This window comes from Acidocella sp. (assembly GCF_050253495.1).
Lineage (GTDB): Bacteria > Pseudomonadota > Alphaproteobacteria > Acetobacterales > Acetobacteraceae > Acidocella.
On record NZ_JBFWIX010000005.1, the window covers coordinates 78,065 to 96,246 of the forward strand.

General features: G+C 64.5%; 20 protein-coding genes, 1 tRNA gene and 1 other annotated feature. Of the genes, 9 read left to right on the forward strand and 12 right to left on the reverse strand.

Annotation, left to right across the window (positions count from 1 at the left end):
* Nucleotides 1-82 precede the first annotated feature (82 nt).
* The 4 genes from AB7D48_RS05930 to AB7D48_RS05945 form a co-directional block, all read right to left on the reverse strand.
* Entirely contained in the window at nucleotides 83-1,504 is a 1,422-nt protein-coding gene (locus AB7D48_RS05930; RefSeq protein ID WP_427976448.1) for a DHA2 family efflux MFS transporter permease subunit, read from the reverse strand.
* Nucleotides 1,505-1,507: 3 nt separating this feature from the next.
* Complete coding sequence (locus AB7D48_RS05935) at nucleotides 1,508-1,837, reverse strand: hypothetical protein (protein WP_295744661.1); 330 nt, start codon at nucleotides 1,835-1,837, stop codon at nucleotides 1,508-1,510.
* A 66-nt stretch (nucleotides 1,838-1,903) separates the two neighbouring features.
* Nucleotides 1,904-2,350, reverse strand: a complete 447-nt coding sequence (locus AB7D48_RS05940; RefSeq protein ID WP_427976452.1) for a MarR family winged helix-turn-helix transcriptional regulator — start codon at nucleotides 2,348-2,350, stop codon at nucleotides 1,904-1,906.
* 78 nt (nucleotides 2,351-2,428) lie between these two features.
* On the reverse strand, nucleotides 2,429-3,127 hold the full coding sequence (locus AB7D48_RS05945) for a DJ-1/PfpI family protein (protein WP_427976454.1): 699 nt from the start codon (nucleotides 3,125-3,127) through the stop codon (nucleotides 2,429-2,431).
* A gap of 81 nt (nucleotides 3,128-3,208) precedes the next feature.
* On the opposite strand from AB7D48_RS05945, the gene AB7D48_RS05950 reads away from it, so the two are divergent.
* On the forward strand, nucleotides 3,209-4,153 hold the full coding sequence (locus AB7D48_RS05950) for a GlxA family transcriptional regulator (RefSeq protein ID WP_427976674.1): 945 nt from the start codon (nucleotides 3,209-3,211) through the stop codon (nucleotides 4,151-4,153).
* Between the two features lie 382 nt (nucleotides 4,154-4,535).
* Here the strand turns inward: AB7D48_RS05950 and AB7D48_RS05955 are convergent.
* Nucleotides 4,536-4,612 (reverse strand) — tRNA-Arg (locus AB7D48_RS05955).
* Between the two features lie 69 nt (nucleotides 4,613-4,681).
* Complete coding sequence (locus AB7D48_RS05960; protein WP_427976456.1) at nucleotides 4,682-5,794, reverse strand: TDT family transporter; 1,113 nt, start codon at nucleotides 5,792-5,794, stop codon at nucleotides 4,682-4,684.
* A 101-nt stretch (nucleotides 5,795-5,895) separates the two neighbouring features.
* Here AB7D48_RS05960 and AB7D48_RS05965 point away from each other — a divergent pair, with 101 nt between their 5' ends.
* Entirely contained in the window at nucleotides 5,896-6,792 is an 897-nt protein-coding gene (locus AB7D48_RS05965) for a LysR family transcriptional regulator (protein ID WP_427976458.1), read from the forward strand.
* On the opposite strand, the gene AB7D48_RS05970 is transcribed toward AB7D48_RS05965, so the two are convergent.
* A complete protein-coding gene (locus AB7D48_RS05970) occupies nucleotides 6,782-7,111 on the reverse strand; it encodes a rhodanese-like domain-containing protein (RefSeq protein WP_427976460.1) in 330 nt (109 codons plus the stop codon). The two genes, AB7D48_RS05965 and AB7D48_RS05970, sit on opposite strands and share 11 nt — an antisense overlap.
* 134 nt (nucleotides 7,112-7,245) lie before the next feature.
* Here AB7D48_RS05970 and AB7D48_RS05975 point away from each other — a divergent pair, with 134 nt between their 5' ends.
* A complete protein-coding gene (locus AB7D48_RS05975; protein WP_427976462.1) occupies nucleotides 7,246-7,641 on the forward strand; it encodes a VOC family protein in 396 nt (131 codons plus the stop codon).
* A gap of 6 nt (nucleotides 7,642-7,647) precedes the next feature.
* Here AB7D48_RS05975 and AB7D48_RS05980 read toward each other — a convergent pair whose 3' ends face one another.
* Nucleotides 7,648-8,085, reverse strand: a complete 438-nt coding sequence (locus tag AB7D48_RS05980) for a cupin domain-containing protein (protein ID WP_427976465.1) — start codon at nucleotides 8,083-8,085, stop codon at nucleotides 7,648-7,650.
* Nucleotides 8,086-8,153: 68 nt separating this feature from the next.
* Between AB7D48_RS05980 and AB7D48_RS05985 the strand changes: the two genes are divergently transcribed.
* The 5 genes from AB7D48_RS05985 to AB7D48_RS06005 all read left to right on the forward strand — a co-directional run bounded on the left by AB7D48_RS05985 (nucleotide 8,154) and on the right by AB7D48_RS06005 (nucleotide 12,728).
* On the forward strand, nucleotides 8,154-8,711 hold the full coding sequence (locus AB7D48_RS05985) for a chromate transporter (RefSeq protein WP_427976467.1): 558 nt from the start codon (nucleotides 8,154-8,156) through the stop codon (nucleotides 8,709-8,711).
* Entirely contained in the window at nucleotides 8,708-9,226 is a 519-nt protein-coding gene (locus AB7D48_RS05990) for a chromate transporter (RefSeq protein ID WP_427976470.1), read from the forward strand. Before AB7D48_RS05985 ends, AB7D48_RS05990 begins: the two co-directional genes overlap by 4 nt.
* A gap of 170 nt (nucleotides 9,227-9,396) precedes the next feature.
* Nucleotides 9,397-10,134 (forward strand): FCD domain-containing protein, encoded by a 738-nt coding sequence (locus AB7D48_RS05995; RefSeq protein WP_427976473.1) that lies wholly within the window; start codon nucleotides 9,397-9,399, stop codon nucleotides 10,132-10,134.
* On the forward strand, nucleotides 10,131-11,267 hold the full coding sequence (gene lldD, locus AB7D48_RS06000) for an FMN-dependent L-lactate dehydrogenase LldD (RefSeq protein ID WP_427976476.1): 1,137 nt from the start codon (nucleotides 10,131-10,133) through the stop codon (nucleotides 11,265-11,267). The genes AB7D48_RS05995 and lldD overlap by 4 nt, the downstream gene beginning before the upstream one ends.
* Nucleotides 11,268-11,438: 171 nt before the next feature.
* Nucleotides 11,439-12,728, forward strand: a complete 1,290-nt coding sequence (locus tag AB7D48_RS06005) for a DUF2254 domain-containing protein (RefSeq protein WP_427976478.1) — start codon at nucleotides 11,439-11,441, stop codon at nucleotides 12,726-12,728.
* Between the two features lie 41 nt (nucleotides 12,729-12,769).
* On the opposite strand, the gene AB7D48_RS06010 is transcribed toward AB7D48_RS06005, so the two are convergent.
* The 3 genes from AB7D48_RS06010 to AB7D48_RS06020 are packed head-to-tail and all read right to left on the reverse strand — an operon-like array spanning nucleotide 12,770 to nucleotide 14,773.
* Nucleotides 12,770-13,915: a hypothetical protein gene (locus AB7D48_RS06010; RefSeq protein ID WP_427976481.1), complete on the reverse strand. Its 1,146-nt coding sequence runs from the start codon at nucleotides 13,913-13,915 to the stop codon at nucleotides 12,770-12,772.
* Nucleotides 13,916-13,917: 2 nt separating this feature from the next.
* Nucleotides 13,918-14,241 (reverse strand): hypothetical protein, encoded by a 324-nt coding sequence (locus tag AB7D48_RS06015; protein ID WP_427976484.1) that lies wholly within the window; start codon nucleotides 14,239-14,241, stop codon nucleotides 13,918-13,920.
* A gap of 10 nt (nucleotides 14,242-14,251) precedes the next feature.
* The gene (locus AB7D48_RS06020; RefSeq protein WP_427976487.1) at nucleotides 14,252-14,773 is read right to left on the reverse strand and encodes a hypothetical protein; all 522 of its coding nucleotides are present in this window, start codon (nucleotides 14,771-14,773) and stop codon (nucleotides 14,252-14,254) included.
* Nucleotides 14,774-15,195: 422 nt separating this feature from the next.
* Nucleotides 15,196-15,251, forward strand: a sequence feature (sul1 is cis-regulatory element that is thought to sense ions involved in sulfur or methionine metabolism; They are found in Alphaproteobacteria).
* A 48-nt stretch (nucleotides 15,252-15,299) separates the two neighbouring features.
* Between AB7D48_RS06020 and AB7D48_RS06025 the strand changes: the two genes are divergently transcribed.
* Nucleotides 15,300-16,778 carry a SulP family inorganic anion transporter gene (locus AB7D48_RS06025; protein ID WP_427976489.1) on the forward strand — a complete coding sequence of 493 codons (1,479 nt, stop codon included), beginning with the start codon at nucleotides 15,300-15,302 and terminating at the stop codon, nucleotides 16,776-16,778.
* A gap of 57 nt (nucleotides 16,779-16,835) precedes the next feature.
* Here AB7D48_RS06025 and AB7D48_RS06030 read toward each other — a convergent pair whose 3' ends face one another.
* On the reverse strand, nucleotides 16,836-18,134 hold the full coding sequence (locus AB7D48_RS06030) for a hypothetical protein (protein WP_427976491.1): 1,299 nt from the start codon (nucleotides 18,132-18,134) through the stop codon (nucleotides 16,836-16,838).
* Nucleotides 18,135-18,182: the final 48 nt, after the last annotated feature.

The window sequence follows — 18,182 nt, forward strand, 5'->3', positions numbered from 1 at the left end:
GCGGAGCCGTTCGTGGATGGCGGTGTCTCGCAGATTTAAGGCTGAACCATGGTATTAGGCGAAATGCCCACAAACTTCTTGTCTATCTTTCAACACGTCTGACATCGTCCAAACGGCGCGGCAACTGGCGTGCGGCAAGGAAAACAGCGACCTGAAATATGGAAAGAAGCAGAAAGGCCCAGGCGTAAGCGGTCGCCACCGCGGGGCCGGAACCATGTGCCCCCAGCCGCCAGGCGAGGAAAGTCGCGCAAAGCGTTGTCATGATCGGCCCGCCGAGACGCTGAGCGATGTTCAGTGAGGTGGTTGCCATGGGCAGATCTTGCTTGGAGATAGCGGCATACGCAGCGGTCATGGATGGCAAGCCGACGGCGCTCATGCCCAAGCCCCGCAGAAACAGCGCGGGGATGAGGATGAACAGGTTGAGCCCATGGAGCGCCAGATAAAGAAACGCCAGCGTGGCCATGCAACCCAGCAGCGCACCGCCCGCCGATAGGGCACGGATGCCAAACCTGTCGGTCAGCGCACCCATCTGCGGATAGGTCACCATCATGCCCAGCCCGAGTGGCGCCAGCATCCAGCCCATCTCGGCGGGGGCGCGGCCGCAAGCCTGAATCAGAAAGGCGGGGATGAGCATCTGCCCCGCGAACTGCACGCCGTTCGAGAGGGACTGCGTCACGATTGCGGCCGAAAACACCCGGCTCTTGAACAATCGCAGATCAACCAACGCCGCATCGCCTTTGCGCCGCGCCGTCCAAAGAAAACCGGCAGTCATGATGATCCCGGCAGCGAGGGTCGCACGACCGGTCGTCCGCCCGATCTTGTCCGCGCCGTAGAGGCACAACGCCAATCCGGGTGACAGCAATGCAAGGCCAAGCCAGTCCAGCTTCTTGCGGGTGAGCTCTTCCCGGTCTCGCGGCAGGAACCGAATGGCCAACAGGAAGGCGAGCGCGCCGACTGGTAAATTGACCAGGAAAAGCCAGCGCCATGACGCATATTGCAGGATGGCGCCGGCAATGATCGGGCCAAAGACCGGCGCCAGCAGAACCGGCAGCGCCATGTACCCAGCCACACGCGCCATGTGCCTGCCGGCCGCTTTGGCGATCATCATCTGCGCCATGGGGGCGAGCAGCCCGCCGCTGATGCCCTGAAAAACGCGGAACGCGATCAAGCCATCCGCCGACCAGGCCAGCCCGCACAGCGCCGAGGACAAGGTGAAACCCGCGAAACACCAAAGATAAAGCGATTTCGCGCCAATGCGGCCGACCAGCCATCCGTTTAACGGCAGAGCCAGGGCCAATGCCAGAAGATAACCGCTGGTGACCCACTGAATGATTGAGAAACTTACGTGCAGATCCGCAGCCAGGCTCGACAGGGAGACATTGACGATGGTGGCATCGAGTTGCGCCAGCAGACCGCCAAACAAGGCGACGGCGGCAATTCTCCATACCGCGGGATCGAGCTGCGCATCCTTCGCGACATCTTCCGAGGCCGGGCCTTGGGGCATGCGTTATGAATGCTTCGGCGAATGGCCACCGTGGAAACGCCCGAATGTGCGGGCGGAAAACAGGCCGATCAGCAGCACGCCCGCGCCGGCGGCGATGACCTGATCGGCGGCATGCAGATTGAAATTGCCTACGCGAATAAGCAGCAGATAGGCCAAGACAAGGTTCGCAAATCCCCAAAGCACATTGACGGTGGAAGAGGAAAGCCCCTGCCCCGGCGGCTTGGCGAACGGGCTTTGAAAGGCCTGCCCCATCATGCCGCTGACGAAATGCGGAACGGCATTGGCGAGGAAAACACCGCCGAACAGATAAGACACGTCATGAAGCCAATTCATGATTAAGGGCTCCTTGTCAGAAGATAAAGGCTGGGCGCCAACCTGCGGCTGGGCCCGTGCTGCGACCTATTCCGCCTCACCCAGACGTTTGATCAGCACGACCGCGGACATGAGCGTCTCTCGCTCTAAGGGGGTGAGTTTGGCCATGGCTTCGAGCAGCCATTTCTGTTTCGCGGCACTGCGCCGATGCCGCGCCTGAATGCTGGCCTCCGTCAAAGCGAACAGAATCTGCCGGCCATCGGTCGGATGCGGTTGGCGCGAGACCAGCCCCTCACTTTCCAATTCCGCGAGAGTGGCACCCATGGATTGCGGCTTAACCCCCTCTGCCCGCGCGAGATCGGCTGTCGTCATCGGGCCGGCTTTATCGAGCCGTGCCAGCACCATGGTCTGGGACCATGTCAGCCCGTCCGGGTTGGTATCGGCACGCAGGCGCCGCAAGAGTTGGCCGATCGCCAGCGAAAGCTCGGTAACGGCCATTTCGAGAGGCGCGGGCATGCCGGAAGATCGATCCATGCCCTCACTCTTACCTAACAACAGTCAAACTTGCAAGTTTTCCTGTTGATTAAGGCGTGCGGCGTAAGCGACGCTCTCTCATGCCCGCACGATACCGAGGCGGTTGGCGGCTTCACGCGCTTCCTCCTCGCGGCGCGGCAGAATATCCGCCATCTGTTCCCGATACGCCGCCAGGATCGCGGCCGGGGCGGCTTCCGGCCGCCCCGCGTCGAACGGCGGCGCGGGGGCATATTCAAGCCCGAGCTGAATGGTCTGCGCCTGCTCCACGCCCCCGATCTCGGCCAGCACCGCCAGAGCGAAATCAATGCCCGCCGTAACCCCGCCACCGGTTATGATGTTTCCATCGCGCACGACGCGTCCGTCATCGGCAATCGCGCCAAACAGTGGCAGAAGATGCCGCCAGGCCCAGTGACAGGCGGCCCGCCGGCCAACCAGCAGACCGGCAGCGCCGAGGATCAGCGAGCCGGTACATACCGAGGTGACATAGCGCGCCGCCAATCCCAACCGCCGGATCTCGGCAATGAAGGCCATATCCAGTGCCGTGGCGGTCGTACCGCGGCCGCCCGGCACACAAATGAGATCGCAGGCGTCAATCTCCGCCAGCCGCCTGGTTCCAGCAAAAATCAGTCCCTCGCTCGGCACGTCGCCCCCGGCGGGGCTGGCGATGATCACCTCGCTATCGGGCCAGCGCACGAAAAACTGATGCGGCCCGGTGAAATCGAGCTGGGTCATGCCGGGATAGATGGCGAAGACGATGCGGAATGGCGCGTTGTTCATGGCAGGCTCCTGATGCTGACAAAACCATGCCCGAACCGGCCGGTTGACCAAATGACAATGATCCCTCATTTTCTGACAGTGATGAAGAATGTTGCCCTCTTCCTCTTCGAGGATTTCCAGATTCTCGACGCCGCCGGCCCAACCACCGTGTTCGAGATCGCCGAGCGGCTCGCGCCCGGCTCCTACCGTCTCCAGGTCCTTTCGATACAGGGCGGCACGATCCGCAGTTCGTCCGGCCTCGCCCTCGACAGCCTCCGGGCTGATGGCGTGCCGGCCATGGACACGCTGATCGTGGTCGGCGGCAATGGCAGCCGACAGGCGATGCACCATCATGAGAGCATCGCCTATCTTTGTACCCGCGCCCGGGATACGCGGCGTCTCTGCAGCGTCTGTTCAGGTGCGTTTCTGCTGGCCGCAGCGGGGCTGCTCGACGGCAAACGGGCAACGACCCACTGGCATCGGGCGGAAGAATTGCAGCGCTTGTTTCCGGCAATACGGGTCGAAGCCGATCGCATCCATGTCCGCGACGGCACGATCTGGACGTCCGCCGGCATCAGCGCTGGAATCGATCTGGCCCTGGCGCTGGTCGCGGAGGATCTGGGCGACGCGGTGGCAAAACATGTCGCACAACAGATGGTCGTCTATTACCGCAGGCCAGGCGGGCAATCGCAATTTTCCGCGCTGGCCGAACTGGGCAGCGATGCCACGCCCTTCGCGCCATTGTTGGATTACATGCGCGCCCATCTCTCCGAGCGCCTGACCGTGGAGCGGCTCGCGGCATACATGGCGATGAGCCCGCGCAACTTTGCCCGCGCCTTCACGCGCGAGATCGGGATCAGTCCGGCCAGGGCCGTGGAACGGTTAAGGCTTGAAGTCGCCCGGGAGCGCGTCGAGTCCTCCCGCGAGCCGATCGAACAAATCGCGGCATCAACGGGATTTCACGACCCCGAACGAATGCGCCGAGCATTCACCCGCCATTTCGGCCAACCCCCGCAGGCTATGCGCCGCGTTTGCGCATACGCCTGAGCACGCCTTGGTTTTCTCTCGGTTGATTCCGGTATGATTCCGGAAGAAAGTTTCACATACGCAAAAGGCCACCTTGTGGCGGCCTAATAGTTTGATTTCTTTTATGAATTTTGGTTGCGAGGGCAGGATTTGGACTTGCTCGGCAAGGTTCGAGCGCCACGAAAACCCAGCCCTCTAAGCAAAAGCGCCACTAAAGAACCGTCTCTTGTCGCTCTGATCGCCATGAAATGGAGCACCGAGGGGAATCGAAGCCTCATCCCCACTCTTTGGTGAAGCTGCGAAGGACAAATCCACCAGTTGCTTACGTGGTGCTTACGTGACAAAATCAACACCACGAGCCCCTTAGAAACAGGACTCTAAGTCGTTGATTGATAAGGTTAACTGGCGGACCCGGCGCGATTCGAACGCGCGACCTTTGCCTTCGGAGGGCAACGCTCTATCCAGCTGAGCTACGAGTCCGGCCCGGCCCTTCTAGCCGCATCGGCCTGACTGGGCAACACTCCTCCCAGCCAAGCCTTTCCGCCGTCGTCAAAGGCGGGCGGCACTGCGCGGCGCCATATAAGGCGCGGCAAACAGCGAGCCATGGTAAGCACCGCGCAACGTCCGCACCGCGACCATGCTCCAGAGCAGAACAAAGATCATCGTCAGCACGTGGCCCGCGATAACGAAAGCCTGCAAGCCCGTCTGCGTCCCCAGCACATTGGTCGCCAGGATGAACACACCCAACGGGAAGGTAAAGCCCCACCAACCCATGTTGAAGGGCAAGCGGTGCGGCCTGTGAGCCAGAACCATGGCCACCGCCAGCGCCAACCACCAAGCGCCATAAGCCCACAGCACCAACCCGCCGAGCACGCCGCCGCCTTGCGCCACATCGGCCAGAAAGGCCAGATTTGTCCCCGCGAACGCGGCGGGCGCCGCATGGCCCAGCAACAGCAGCCCGAGCGAGCCCGTGCCCAGCGGCCCCAGCGCCAGCCAGGACGAAACCGCCAACTCCGCCGGCGGCAGGGAATGCAGAACCAACCGCAGGAACAAGATGGTCAAAATCCCCAGCGCCAGCGGCACCGAGAGCGCCCACAACCCATACCCGGCCAGCACCAGATTGGCCGCCACGTCTTGCGGCAGATGCGGCGCCAGCAGCGCCCCACTCGCTCCGGCCACCTCGCAGGCGACAATCGGCAGCAGCCACACCCCCGTCATGGATTCCAGCATATGCTTCTGGCCCACCACCATGGCGAACGGCACCACCAATCCGCTCAGAACCGACAGCACCGCATCCACTTCCCACAGCCGCAAGGCAAGGTGAGGATCATGGCCAAACACCAGCACGCCATTGGTGATGGTGGCCAGCCCCATCGGAATGGCCCCGAGGAACATCGGCACCACGGAATGCTTGAAAATCTTCGCGGCCTGCCGGGGATAAAACAGCCAATGCGCCAGATAAAGGCATGAAAACAAAGAGAACAGCACGATGTTCAGCCGCCACACATCCGCCGCCAAGGCGGGCAGCCAAGCGGGGCCGGGCATCTGGTCCAACAGCAGCGCCAAAACCCCCGTGCCCATCGTCACGGTGAACCAGTTTGGCGTGAATTGCCGGACAATCTCGCCCGGATGCTCATGATGGGAAAACGGTCTGGGAAACATAACTCTACCTGCCTTTCGACAAGACTGAATTAGGTCACGCGAAGAGATTTTAAAAACTGATTATTCTTTTCTAAAATACAAATTTATTTTATGGTTTTTCCATGACCCTGGAGCAATTGCGCATCTTCGTCGCCGTGGCGGAACGTCAGCACATCACCCGCGCCGCTTCCGTGCTCCATCTGACCCAGGCGGCGGTCTCCGCCTCCATCGCCACGCTGGAAACCCAGCATGGCGTCAGGTTGTTCGACCGGGTCGGGCGGAACATCGCCCTCACCGAAACCGGGCGCCTGTTTCTGGAGGAAGCCCGCGCCGTGCTGGCCCGCGCCACGGCGGCCGCAACCGTCCTGCGCGATTATGCGGGGCTCAAGCATGGGCGTCTGGCCGTGCATGCCAGCCAAACCATCGCCAGCTACTACCTGCCCCGGGCAATCGCGCAATTCCACCGGCTGCATCCTGGCTTCACCATCGACCTGGCCATCGGCAATACCGGGCAGGTCGTCTCCGCCATCAAGGCTGGCGACGCCGAGCTGGGCTTTATCGAAGGCCCCCTAACGGCGCCGGAACTGCATGTCGCGCCCGTGGCGGTGGACCATATGGCCGTGATCGTCCCGCCAAATCACCCCTGGGCCACGGGGCGCAAACTCACCAACGCGGATCTGCGCAAGGCGGAGTGGGTCTTCCGCGAGGAAGGGTCGGGCACGCGCGACGCGTTTCTCTCCGCCCTGGCCGAGCGTGGCATATCCCCGGATTCGCTGACCATCGCGCTCTGCCTGCCCTCCAACGAGGCCGTGCGCGAGGCCGTGGCGGCCGGGGCCGGGACCGCCTGCCTGTCGCCACTCGTCTGCGCCCGCCCGCTGGCGGCGGGAGAGTTGAAGCGCGCCAACATCCTCATGCCCCCGCGCCCATTCCAGGCCGTGCAGCACAAGGACCGTTACATCCCGAAGGCGTCGGCAACATTTCTCGATCTGGTGCGCGCCCTGTCGCCCCTCAACGCCTGAGCACGGGCAGCCCCGCCTCCATCCAGGCCGCCAGCCCCCCCTGCAAATGGCCGGAAACGGGCACGCCCGCGCGCTCGCACAACGAAGCGGCCAGGCGTGAGCGCTTGCCCACACCGCAAAGCAGCACGACATCCCCAGCCGGCAGCGCGGCCGGGTCAAAACAGGAAAGCGGCAAATTCACGGCCCCCTCGATCCGCGCGGCCTCGAACTCACCCGGCTCTCGCACATCCACGAGGATCACGCTGTTGGCGGTCAGCGCATCCTGCAAGGTGCCGGGCTGGAACAAGGTGAAGGACGTGCTCTGAGGGGCTGTGGACATGGATCAATCTTCTCGTGTTACGCGCTGCATGTAGGCGCGCCCTCCCAGCACGGCAAGCCGCCCCCTGGCCTGGCCCGCGCGCCTGCGCTATGGCCCCCGCCATGGCGTCCCCCCTTCCCGCTCCAAGGCCTGAAATGCCCAAACCCGTCCATATGATGATCCGCGTGCTGGACGAAGCGCGCTCCACCGCCTTCTACGCGGCCGCCTTCGGCATGACACCCAGCCACCGCCTGGCGTTCGACACATTCACCCTGGTCTATCTGCGCAACGCGCAAAGCCCATTCGAAATCGAGCTGACCATCAATCACGGCCGCACCGAACCTTACGATCCCGGCAACGGCTACGGGCATCTCGCCTTCGTGGTGGAAGATCTGGAGAGCGAGCATGCGCGCCTGCGCGCGGCCGGACTCGCCCCGCTGGACATCAAGCAATTCGACCGGCATGGCGAGAAACTGGCGCGCTTCTTCTTCATCGAGGATCCTGACGGCTACCGGATCGAAATCCTCGAACATTACGGGCATTACCGGTAGCGCCCCTCACGCGCCTGGCGGCGCCCATCCCGGCGGCGCCAGCTCAAACCCCTCGAAGCGGAACGCCGGCGCGACCACGCAGCTCACCAGACTCCATGCCCCCAACGGCCGCGCGGCCTGCCACGCGCCGGCGGGCACCACCGCCTGCACCCTCTCCCCGGCCACGAGCGCCGGCCCCAGCCTGAGACAGCGCGCGCCGATGCCAAGTTCCAGCGCCGCGCCGCCCTGCCAAAGCCAAAGCTCCGCCGCGTCCACCCTGTGCCAATGGGACCTTTCACCCGCCGCCAACAGAAACAAAATGCTCGTGGCCGCCCCGCGCCCGCCATCGGCCGGGCTGTCGCGCCAAACCTCCCGGTAATGCCCCCCCTCGGGATGCGGGGCAAGATCGAGGGCCACGCGGATTTGCGGGGCGGTGAGGTTCGGGTCGCGCAGATCGATGCTCATGACCAGATGCCTACCCCGCACCGGCACCTGTTGCCAGCGCCGGGTGCCATGCCTAACTCATCCAGACAATGACAATGGAAACGCCCGCGCCACGCCGCAAACTCACCCGCAAGGAGCTGTTCCTCGGTTTTCTCTCGGCCGGCATCATGGGGTTTGGAGGCGTGCTGCCGATCATCCGCCGCGTGATGGTGGAAGACAAACGCTGGCTGACGCAGATGGAATTCAACGAGCTTTTCTCCCTCTGCCAATCCCTGCCGGGGGCGAATGTCGTCAATCTCAGCTTCGCCTTCGGCACGCGCGAGGCCGGGGCCAGCGGGGCCGCGGCGGCGGTGATGGGGCTGTTGAGCGCGCCGGTCGCCATCGTGCTGGTGCTCTCGGGGCTCTATGCGCGGTTTGGCGGGGTGGCGCCGGTGCGCCATGCGCTGCTCGGTCTGGCCGCCACGGCGGCGGGGCTGGCGCTGGGCTCGGGCCTGCGCATCGCCACGCCCATCCTGCGCACCCCGCGCAACATGCTGCTGGCCGCCGCCGTTTACGGGCTGGCCTTCGGGTTGCACCTTTCCCTGCCCTTGATCGTGCTGCTGAGCCTGCCGGTCTCCCTGGCGCTGGCCTGGCGGACCGTGCCATGACCGCCCTGGGCCAGATCGCGCTGCTGTTCGGCAAGCTTTCACTGCTGGCCGTGGGCGGCGCCAACAGCACCGTGCCGGAACTCGCGCGCGTGGTGGTGACGCAGAAACACTGGCTGACGGCGTCGCAATTCTCGCAATTCTACGCGATCGCCAACACCGCGCCCGGCCCGAACATGCTGATCGCGACAATCATCGGCGCGCACGTGGCGGGCATACCGGGCGGGTTGCTGGCCACGCTGGCCATGGTGCTGCCCGCCGGCGTCACCGCCGCCATCGTGGCCGCCTTATTCGACAAGCACCGCGAGGCGCGCTGGCGCAAGCTGGCGCAGGCGGCGCTGCTCCCGCTCACCGCCGGGCTGGTGCTGGCCGCCGCCTGCGTCCTGGCCCGGCAGGCGGACCATGGCTGGCTGACCCTGGCGATGACCCTGGGCACCGCCCTGCTCACCTGGCGGACCCGGCTGCACCCGCTCTGGCTGCTGGGGGTGGGCGCGATCATGGGGCTGCTCTGGCTTTAGAGCCCTCTCCGCGCGCCGGCGCGAACGGAAACCACGCGCGCGGCTGGTTCCAAACCGGCCGGCAAAGACCAAATTGGTCAGACCAATAACCGCTTGCCAGAGAGAAAAGACGGCGGCAAACCTCGCTGAACCTTGAATTAATCTGGAAACTGGTCCGGCCAATGGCAGATATGGCACTTTCCACGCGGCTGGAGGCACTCATCCGCTCCACCGGGTTGCGCCCTGGCGACAAGCTGCCGGCGGAGCGTGTGCTGGCGGCACGGCTCGGCGTTTCGCGCGCCAGCCTGCGCGAAGCGCTGGGCGGCCTGGCGCAAGGCGGGCGGCTCCACACCCGGCAAGGCAGCGGACATTATCTGCAAACCCCGCCGCTGGCCGCCGCCATGGCGCCCCTGGCCCCGCTGATGCGGCAAAACCCCTCTTACTGGCAGGATGTCATGGAAATTCGCCGGGCTCTTGAGGCCGAAGCCGCCCACCACGCCGCGATGCGCGCCACCAGCGGCGACAAGGCCCGGCTGGCGGCGCATTGCGCGGCCCTGGCCAGCGCCCATGAGGCCGGCGAACCGCTGGAGGATGCCCGGGCGGACGCCGCCTTGCATCTGCTCATCGCCGAGGCCTCGCATAATCTCGTGCTGCTGCAAATGATGCGCGGGCTGTTCGAGCTGTTGCAGGCCAGCATCTCCCACAGCCTGGAAAAACTCTATACCCGGCCGCAAACCTTCCGCACCCTGGCCCGCCAGCATCACGCTCTGACGGAGGCGATCATCGCCGGCCAGCCCGACCAGGCCCGCCGCGCGGCGCTGCTGCATCTGGATTTCGTCGCCGCGACTCTGCGCCGCATCGAGGACGACGAAGCCCGGCGCCTGCGACTTTCCTCCTTTCCCACGCAACAAGAAAGCGAAACGCCATGATCATTTCCTCCACCACCGATTTCCGCGAGGCGGCGCGCAGGCGGCTGCCGCCCTTCTTGTTCCATTACGCCGATGGCGGCGCCTATGCGGAGCAGACCCTGCGGCGCAACGTCTCCGATCTTTCCGAGCTTGCCCTGCGCCAGCGTGTCCTGAAAAACGTGGCGGACATCTCGCTCTCCACCAGCGTGCTGGGCCAGGATCTGGCGATGCCCGTGGCCATCGCGCCCGTGGGGCTGGCGGGCATGTATGCGCGCCGGGGCGAGGTGCAGGCGGCCAGGGCCGCCGAGGCGGCGGGCATCCCCTTCACCCTTTCCACCGTTTCCGTCTGTTCCATCGAGGAAGTTCAGAACGCGCTGACCAAGCCGATCTGGTTCCAGCTCTATGTGCTGAAGGATCGCGGTTTCATGAAAAACGCGCTGGAGCGCGCCTGGGCGGCCGGCATCACCACCCTCGTCTTCACCGTGGACATGCCCGTGCCAGGCGCGCGCTACCGCGACGCGCATTCGGGCATGTCCGGCCCGTTCGGCCCCCAGCGGCGCATCTGGCAGGCCATGCTGCACCCGCGCTGGGCCTTCGATGTCGGTCTGTTCGGCAAGCCGCACGATCTCGGGAACATTTCCGCCTATCGCGGCAAGCCGACCAATCTGGAGGATTATATCGGCTGGCTCGGGGCGAATTTCGACCCCGCCATCGCCTGGAAGGACCTGCAATGGATCCGGGATTTCTGGAAAGGCAAGATCGTCATCAAGGGCATTCTCGACCCCGAAGACGCGCGCGAGGCGGTCAAATTCGGCGCCGACGGGCTGATCGTCTCCAATCATGGCGGGCGCCAGCTCGACGGCGTGCTCTCCAGCACCCGCGCCCTGCCCCATGTGGTGGAGGCGGTGAAGGGTGAACTGGCCATCCTGGCGGATTCCGGCGTGCGCTCGGGCTTGGATGTGGTGCGCATGCTGGCCCTGGGCGCGGACGCCGTGCTGCTGGGGCGCGCCTATGTGTACGCGCTGGCGGCGGGCGGCCAGGCCGGCGTGGACAAGCTGCTCGACCTCATCGCCAAGGAAATGCGCGTGGCCATGGCGCTGACCGGCGTCACGAAAATCAGCCAGATCACCGCCGAGACCCTGGAGCGCATCTGATCCAAGATCATCGTCTCTCGGGGAATTCATGAATTTTCCAGAACCATATCCGATCGGATGGCTTCATCTGATCGGATAAAATCCCGCGCCCCAACAATAATGACTTGTCAAAAGACGGGTTGGAACCTTCATCTATAAAGCTGAGGACACCATAAGGGAGGGAGGGGGAGCATGTCCCGCTGGTTATGGGCACTGAAACAATTATCCCGCCGCCTCTGGGTGCGGGCCACGCTCATCGCCATACTCGGTGTCGCGGCGGCGCTGCTGGCCGCCATTGTCCAGCCGCTCATTCCCGCCTCCCTGCCAGGGCGGATCGGCGCCAATTCCGTCGGCCGTATTCTGGACATCATCGCCTCCTCCATGCTGGCGGTCACCACCTTCTCCCTGAATGTGATGACCTCCGCCTATGGCGCGGCCAGCAGCAGCGTGACACCGCGCGCCACCAAGCTGCTGATGGAAGACAGCACCACCCAGACCGTGCTCTCCACCTTCATCGGCTCCTTTCTGTTCAGCATCGTCGGGCTGGTGATGCTGCAAACCGGCGCTTATGGCGAGCAGGGCCGGGTCGTGCTGTTCATCGTCACCATCGGCGTCATCGGTTTGATCGTGGTCTCGCTGCTGCGCTGGATCGAGCATCTCACGCGCCTGGGCCGCGTGGGGGAAACGACCATGGCGGTGGAGGACGCCACCCGCCAGGCCCTGGCGGCCAGATTGCGCGACCCCTATCTGGGCGCCAACAAGCTGAACGACCCGCGCCGGGATATTCCCCCCGGCGCCATCGCGGTCACCTGCGAGATCATCGGTTATATCCAGCATATCGACATGGGCGCCCTCTCCTCCCTGGCGGAGGAAAACGCGGTCAGTCTTTATCTTACCGTCAATCCCGGAGCCTTTGCTTACCCCTACACGGTGCTGGCCTGGGTTCTGCCGGACACGGCGGACAGCGAAATCCCGGTGGCGGCCCTGCGCAAGGCCTTCTCGCTGGACAGTGTGCGCAATTTCGACCAGGACCCACGCTTTGGGCTGGTGGTGCTGAGCGAAATCGCCTCGCGCGCCCTCTCTCCGGCGGTAAACGATCCCGGCACCGCGATCGATGTCGTCAGCCGGATGACACGGCTGCTGGCGCTCTGGGCCACGGAGGGGAGCGAGCAAAACCAGGAAGAGATCAGATACCCCAGACTCCATATGCCCGCGCTGAAAACCATGGATATGCTGGAAGACGGCTTCATGCCCATCGCGCGCTATGGCGCGGGCATGGTGGAGGTGCAGGTGAAACTGCAAAAAGCGCTCTACGCGCTGGGCCAACTGGGAGACGAAGAATTCCGCGCCGGCGCGAAACGTTACGCGCATTCATGCTTGAGTCACGCGCAAGCGGCACTTTCACAAGATGCGGACAGACTCAGGGTCGAAGGCGCCTTCCAGGGCGAAGATTTATTTCTTTACAAAAACAACACAGACTGAAAGCCGCTTTTTTCTCTTCCGCGGTTGCGCCCTGACACGGCTTACCGCAGGGCCGCCGGCAAATTCAGCATGCGCCCGGCATTGACCAACGCCAGCCCCACAACCGCGACCGGCGCCAGGCCGCAGAGCAACGCCATGGACATTGCCGTTGGCCCGTGCGCGAACAAAGCCGCCGCCAGCGCCATCTCCACCAGCGCCAGCGTGCCGCCCACCAGCCGCAACACCAGCACGCTGCGCCCGGTGCCCAGCGGCAGATAGCCCGTAAGCGGCAGCATCACCACAAACAGCAGCACGATCAGCGCCTCGCCCGACCCGGCTCCATCGCCAAGAGCCACGCCCAGCCCCAGCACATCCAGCACAAGCAAAACGGGCAACAGTAGCAAACCCGCGCTCACCGCCAGCGGCGGTGGGGCCTGGCGCGCCGGGGGCAGCAGCCGCGCCAGAAACGCGCCCCGCCCCTCAGGCCCAAAAGTCCTGGCCGCCAGCACCGGCTTTGAATAAATAAAGCCAATCACCGCCCAACCGATGGCGATACCGCTACCCAGCAGCACCACACCCAAAACCGCCAGCCCATGCAGAAACCAGACGCCGCCCGCCCATAGCAGGGCGATAATTACCCCATAGGCCCGTGCCCCACTGCGCCACGCCGCCCAGAAGGGCAACAGCAGCACCAGCAGCCTGCCGGGCCGGGCCGGGCGTTCAACCTGCCCGTCCACCCCGCCCATCGGCTCCCAGCCCGCCGGATCACTGCCCAGAACGAACCATGTCCGGCGCAGCAGCGCATGGGCGAAGGCCGGCAGCGCCAATGTCGCAAGCACGGCCAAGGGCATTGCCAGAATTGCCGCGCCAGCCAAACCGGGATGCACCGTAGCCGCCCAGAAAAACCAGACCAGCAACGGTATATGCAAACAGAGCAATACCCATAACAGCCCACGAAATGCCCGCAATGCCAGCGTCGCCCGGCTGGCGAGAAACACCGGCGGAAAGATACAATAACAAAACCCGCAGAACAGCCCTATGGCGGAACCCAGCGCCGCATCGTCCAGGCCACCCGTGGCGGCGCGCCCAAGCAGCGCCCCCAGCAATCCAGCATCCCCCACCATCGCCGCCAGATAACCCAACAGCAGCAGCGAAACCCGGCGCGGCAGCAGCCCGACATCCTTCGCCCCTCCGGCGGTCTTGGCCATATTCAACGCCCCGGCTTGGTGCTGACGGCGTTTTGCGCGCCAATATGTCCAGCCTTCATCATTCTCGCATTCGCCTTTGGTGGGGCCAGCAACTCTCCCACCCATCCCTTGGGGTCTTTGAATAGCTTTTTGTTGTCATGTGAAAAATATCCCAGCACTGCAGGATCCCCCGCCGCCTGCAACGGCGCGCCCAGATACAGCAAAGTCTTCAACCGTACCGCCATATAGAACGCATCCCGGTCCGCCCGCTTCGCCTTTTGTGCCAATAACTGCGAACGTTGGCTGAGCTGCCGCGTGGCTGTCTTGTTCGGATGGGTCGCCTGCATATAGTCCAGTCTAGGCTTCAGAGAGGCCGAGCTTTCGCTCGCTTTCGGCCGCACTCTTGCTCAGTTCCATCATCTCCTGCGTTTCCTTGGACATATTGCGTAGGTCATGAATGGTCAGTGCTCCGCCGATGCTGAAATCGGCCAAGGTCAGGATCGCCGCGGCGATGGACATACCCGTCGCCAGCTTGGAATCATCCCATTTTTCGGCCTTTTCCATCCGCTCCTGGGCATTCCCGTCACTCATATAGCGAAGTTGCAGGTAGCGCCCATCCACCGTCGCCCCCAAAGCCGCGCCACCCGCCACGGCGGTGGCGAACATGCCTGTCCGGGTAAGGAGCACCTCCCGTGCCGCAGTTCCCACGGCCATCAATCCCATATCCGCCTCACCCACCACGGGAATGCACATGATGACGAAATTGACAATGCCGAGCACATCCAGCGCGATGCCAATCTTATGCTCATTATCTTTGTTGGAGAGCCAGTTGAGCACAGCCTGCCCTTGCGCCTGCGCCGCCGCGCCCTGTGCGAGCATCGCCTCCCCCCTTGGTGGCCATGCTATCTTCGAACAGAGCCTCGACCTTCCGCCAGAAACCCAACTTCGCCAGCGGTGGCGACAGTGCCGGATTGGGCACCCACTGAAACACGATGGATTGACCAAATCCGTCCTGGTCGTAGCTGGGCGTTCGGATCAGGGTGCAGATGTCCGTAGAACACCAGATGATGCCAACTTTGTCTGAAAATGCCGCATTGACGAAACGCGTCAGGCAAAACACCGCCTGCCCCTGGTTCTCATAGGGTGTCCAGTCAATTTGGTTTTGTCGCGCGAGTCAGTTCGTCAACCACCCTCTCCCATTTCACGGTTCAGTTTCAGACAGGCGCCAGGCTTTGACAACCCACCCACTCCAGCCCAAACCTTGCACCACGGCACTTCCCTGCCTATACTTCGCTTACTCGTCTGGACCCGGTGAAACTCCGGGTGGCTCTTCCGGCCGCCAATCCGCCGGACAACGCGGGCACCGGGCTTCGCCCCGCCCCTCGCTGAAAATCCTGTATCTCACATGACCAAATCATCCTCCTTTTACCGGGATTGGCTCGCGCAACCACGCGTGGACTTTCTCTCCGGCCTGGTTGTCGGCCTGGCGTTGATTCCCGAGGCCATCGGCTTTTCCGTCGTTGCCGGCGTGCCGCCGGAAGTGGGGCTTTACGCCTCCGTCGTCATCGCCACCATCATCGCCTTCACCGGCGGGCGCGTGGCGATGATCTCCGCCGCCACCGCCTCCACCGCCGTGCTGATGGGCCCCCTCGTACATGCGCATGGGCTCTCCTACCTCCTGGCCGCGACCATTCTGATGGGCGTGTTCCAGGTCATCGCCGGGCTGCTGAAGCTGGGGCGGCTGATGCGCTTCGTCTCGCAATCGGTGATGACCGGCTTCGTCAACGCGCTGGCCATTCTCATCTTCATGGCGCAATTGCCGCAGATCATTGGCGCCCCTCCGGCGGTGTTCGGCCTCATCGCGCTGGGGCTGGTGGTGATCTACGGCTTTCCCTACATCACCAAGGCGTTTCCAGCCCCGCTGATGGCGGTGATCGTGGTCACCATCGTCAGCTATTTCATGCACCTGCATGTCAAGCATGTGGCCGAGCTAGGCGCCCTGCCCGACGGGCTGCCGAAATTCGCCATCCCGGACGTGCCGCCCACCCTCGACATGCTGCGCACCATCGCCCCGCTGGCGCTGGCCATGGCGGCGGTGGGGTTGCTGGAAACGATGCTGACCGCCCAGATCCTGGACGACAAGACCGACACGCCCAGCAATAAAAGCCGGGAATGCATCGGCCAGGGCATCGCCAATATCGGCTCGGCCCTGTTCGGCGGCATGGGGGGCTGCGCGATGATCGGCCAGTCGGTCATCAATGTCACCTCCGGCGGGCGCGGGCGGCTTTCCACGCTGGTGGCGGGCGTCTTCCTGCTGATCCTGCTGGTGCTGCTGCATGGGCTGCTGGCCATCGTGCCCGTGGCGGCGCTGACGGCGGTGATGATCATGGTCTCGATCAACACCTTCTCCTGGCGCTCCATCCCCAATCTGCGCGCCAACCCCTGGCCCTCCTCCGTGGTGATGGTGGCCACCGTGGTCACCGTGGTGGCCACGGGCAATCTCTCCAAGGGCGTCGTGGTCGGCGTGCTGCTCTCGGGCATCTTCTTCGCCGGCAAGGTCTCGCGGCTGGTGCAGGTGCGCTCCACCCTCTCGGCGGACGAACAAACCCGGACCTATATCGTCGAAGGCCAGGTGTTCTTCGCCTCCGCCAGCTTCCTGAACGACAAGGTGGACCTGCTGGAGGATGTGAAAAAACTGGTGCTCGACGTCACCCACGCGCATTTCTGGGACATTTCCGCCGTCGGCGCGCTGGACCGGATCGTGCTGAAAGCCCGCCGCCACGGCAAGCAGGTCGAGGTGATCGGGCTGAACGAAGCCAGCGAAACGATGGTGGAGCGCTTCGCCGCGCACCGGAACGGCGAGGCTCTGCCCACGGGGCATTGATCCGCCTGTTGCTCCCAAAAAAGCCCTGGCACGCCCAGGGCTTTTTTCATGTCCGGCTCACGGCCCGCAAACCAGCCTGGCGCAGCCCAGCCGCGCCGCCACCGCGCGGCTTTGGGCATCGGCGCCGATATTCACGCGCACCGCTCCCGCCGGCACCGCCACACCGGGGCGCAGCAGCAAAATCCGCATATCCCCCGGCGCCGCCGCGATAAACGGACCCGGCACGCCTACCCCGTCATTACCGTAAGGCAGCGCCACCACCGCCCGGGGCCAGGCGGCGGCCAGGCGGGCGGCGCGCCCTTGCGGCTGCATGGTGGCGGGGGCCAGCATCAGCCCCGCCACGGCCAGGGCTTGCACGGCCAGCAGCAGCGCCAGCAAACGGCGCGGCAAGGCGGGGGCCACGGCCAAGGCCAGCCAAGGCAAGGACAAGGCCAGATACCGGATCTCGATCGGCGTGTTATGAAACACGCCCCCCAAGGCCAGCAGCCCCAATGGCGTGGCCGCGCCCAGCAGCAAAAACCCCCGGCCACGCCCGGATTTCACGGCATGAAACAGGCAGGCCAGAAACAGCGCCAGCAGCAGGCAGGCCACCGGCTTCATGGCAAGGCCGGCATAAAGCGGCAAACCGCCGAACACGGCGCCGCCCCCGTCACGCGCCAGGCCCGCCAAGGCTGTTCCCCAGTTGAACGGCGCGAACTGCCCCGCCCGCGCCCCATATTGCGCGCGCAGAAACCATCCGCACACCGCCAGAAACGGCGCCATGGCCACCAGCGCCAGCGCCGCCTTCCGCCAGGCCCGCCAGCCAAGCCACGACAGCATCGCCGCGCCGGTGAACAACGCGAGATAATCCGTGAGCGCCGCCGCGCCGAACAGCAAGCCCGCCGCCAGCGCCAGGCGGGCCGGGCCATCGGCCGCGCGCAAGGCCAGCAGCACCCCTCCTATGTCCAATGCCTGCGCCAGCGCATAAGGCCGCGCCAGAATCCCCGTATAGGCAAACCCATAGGATAGCAGCGCCATGGCCAGCACCGGCCCGGCCGGCAGGCGGCAAAGCCTGGCGATGCGTCCCAGCCCATACAGCCCCGCCAGCGTGAAGATCACGGAAAGCAGCCGCGCGCTGAACCAGCCCGGCCCCGCCATGCGCCGCCATAATTCCAACGCCCAGAAATAAAGCGGCGGGTGAACATCCCCTTGCCGCAGCGCCCGGGCGATTTCCAGAAACCCGGCATGACCGTCATACAGCCAGCGGACCGACCCGGCGGTGAACACGCCTTCCGGCCAAGCGGGCCGGGCATGCCCCGCCGTCAGAAAAATGGAATACGCCTCGTCATATTCCGGGCCGCGCAGCCACGCCGCCATGAGCAACAGCAGCGCCGCCAGCGGCCAAAACCAGAACGCCTCGCCAAA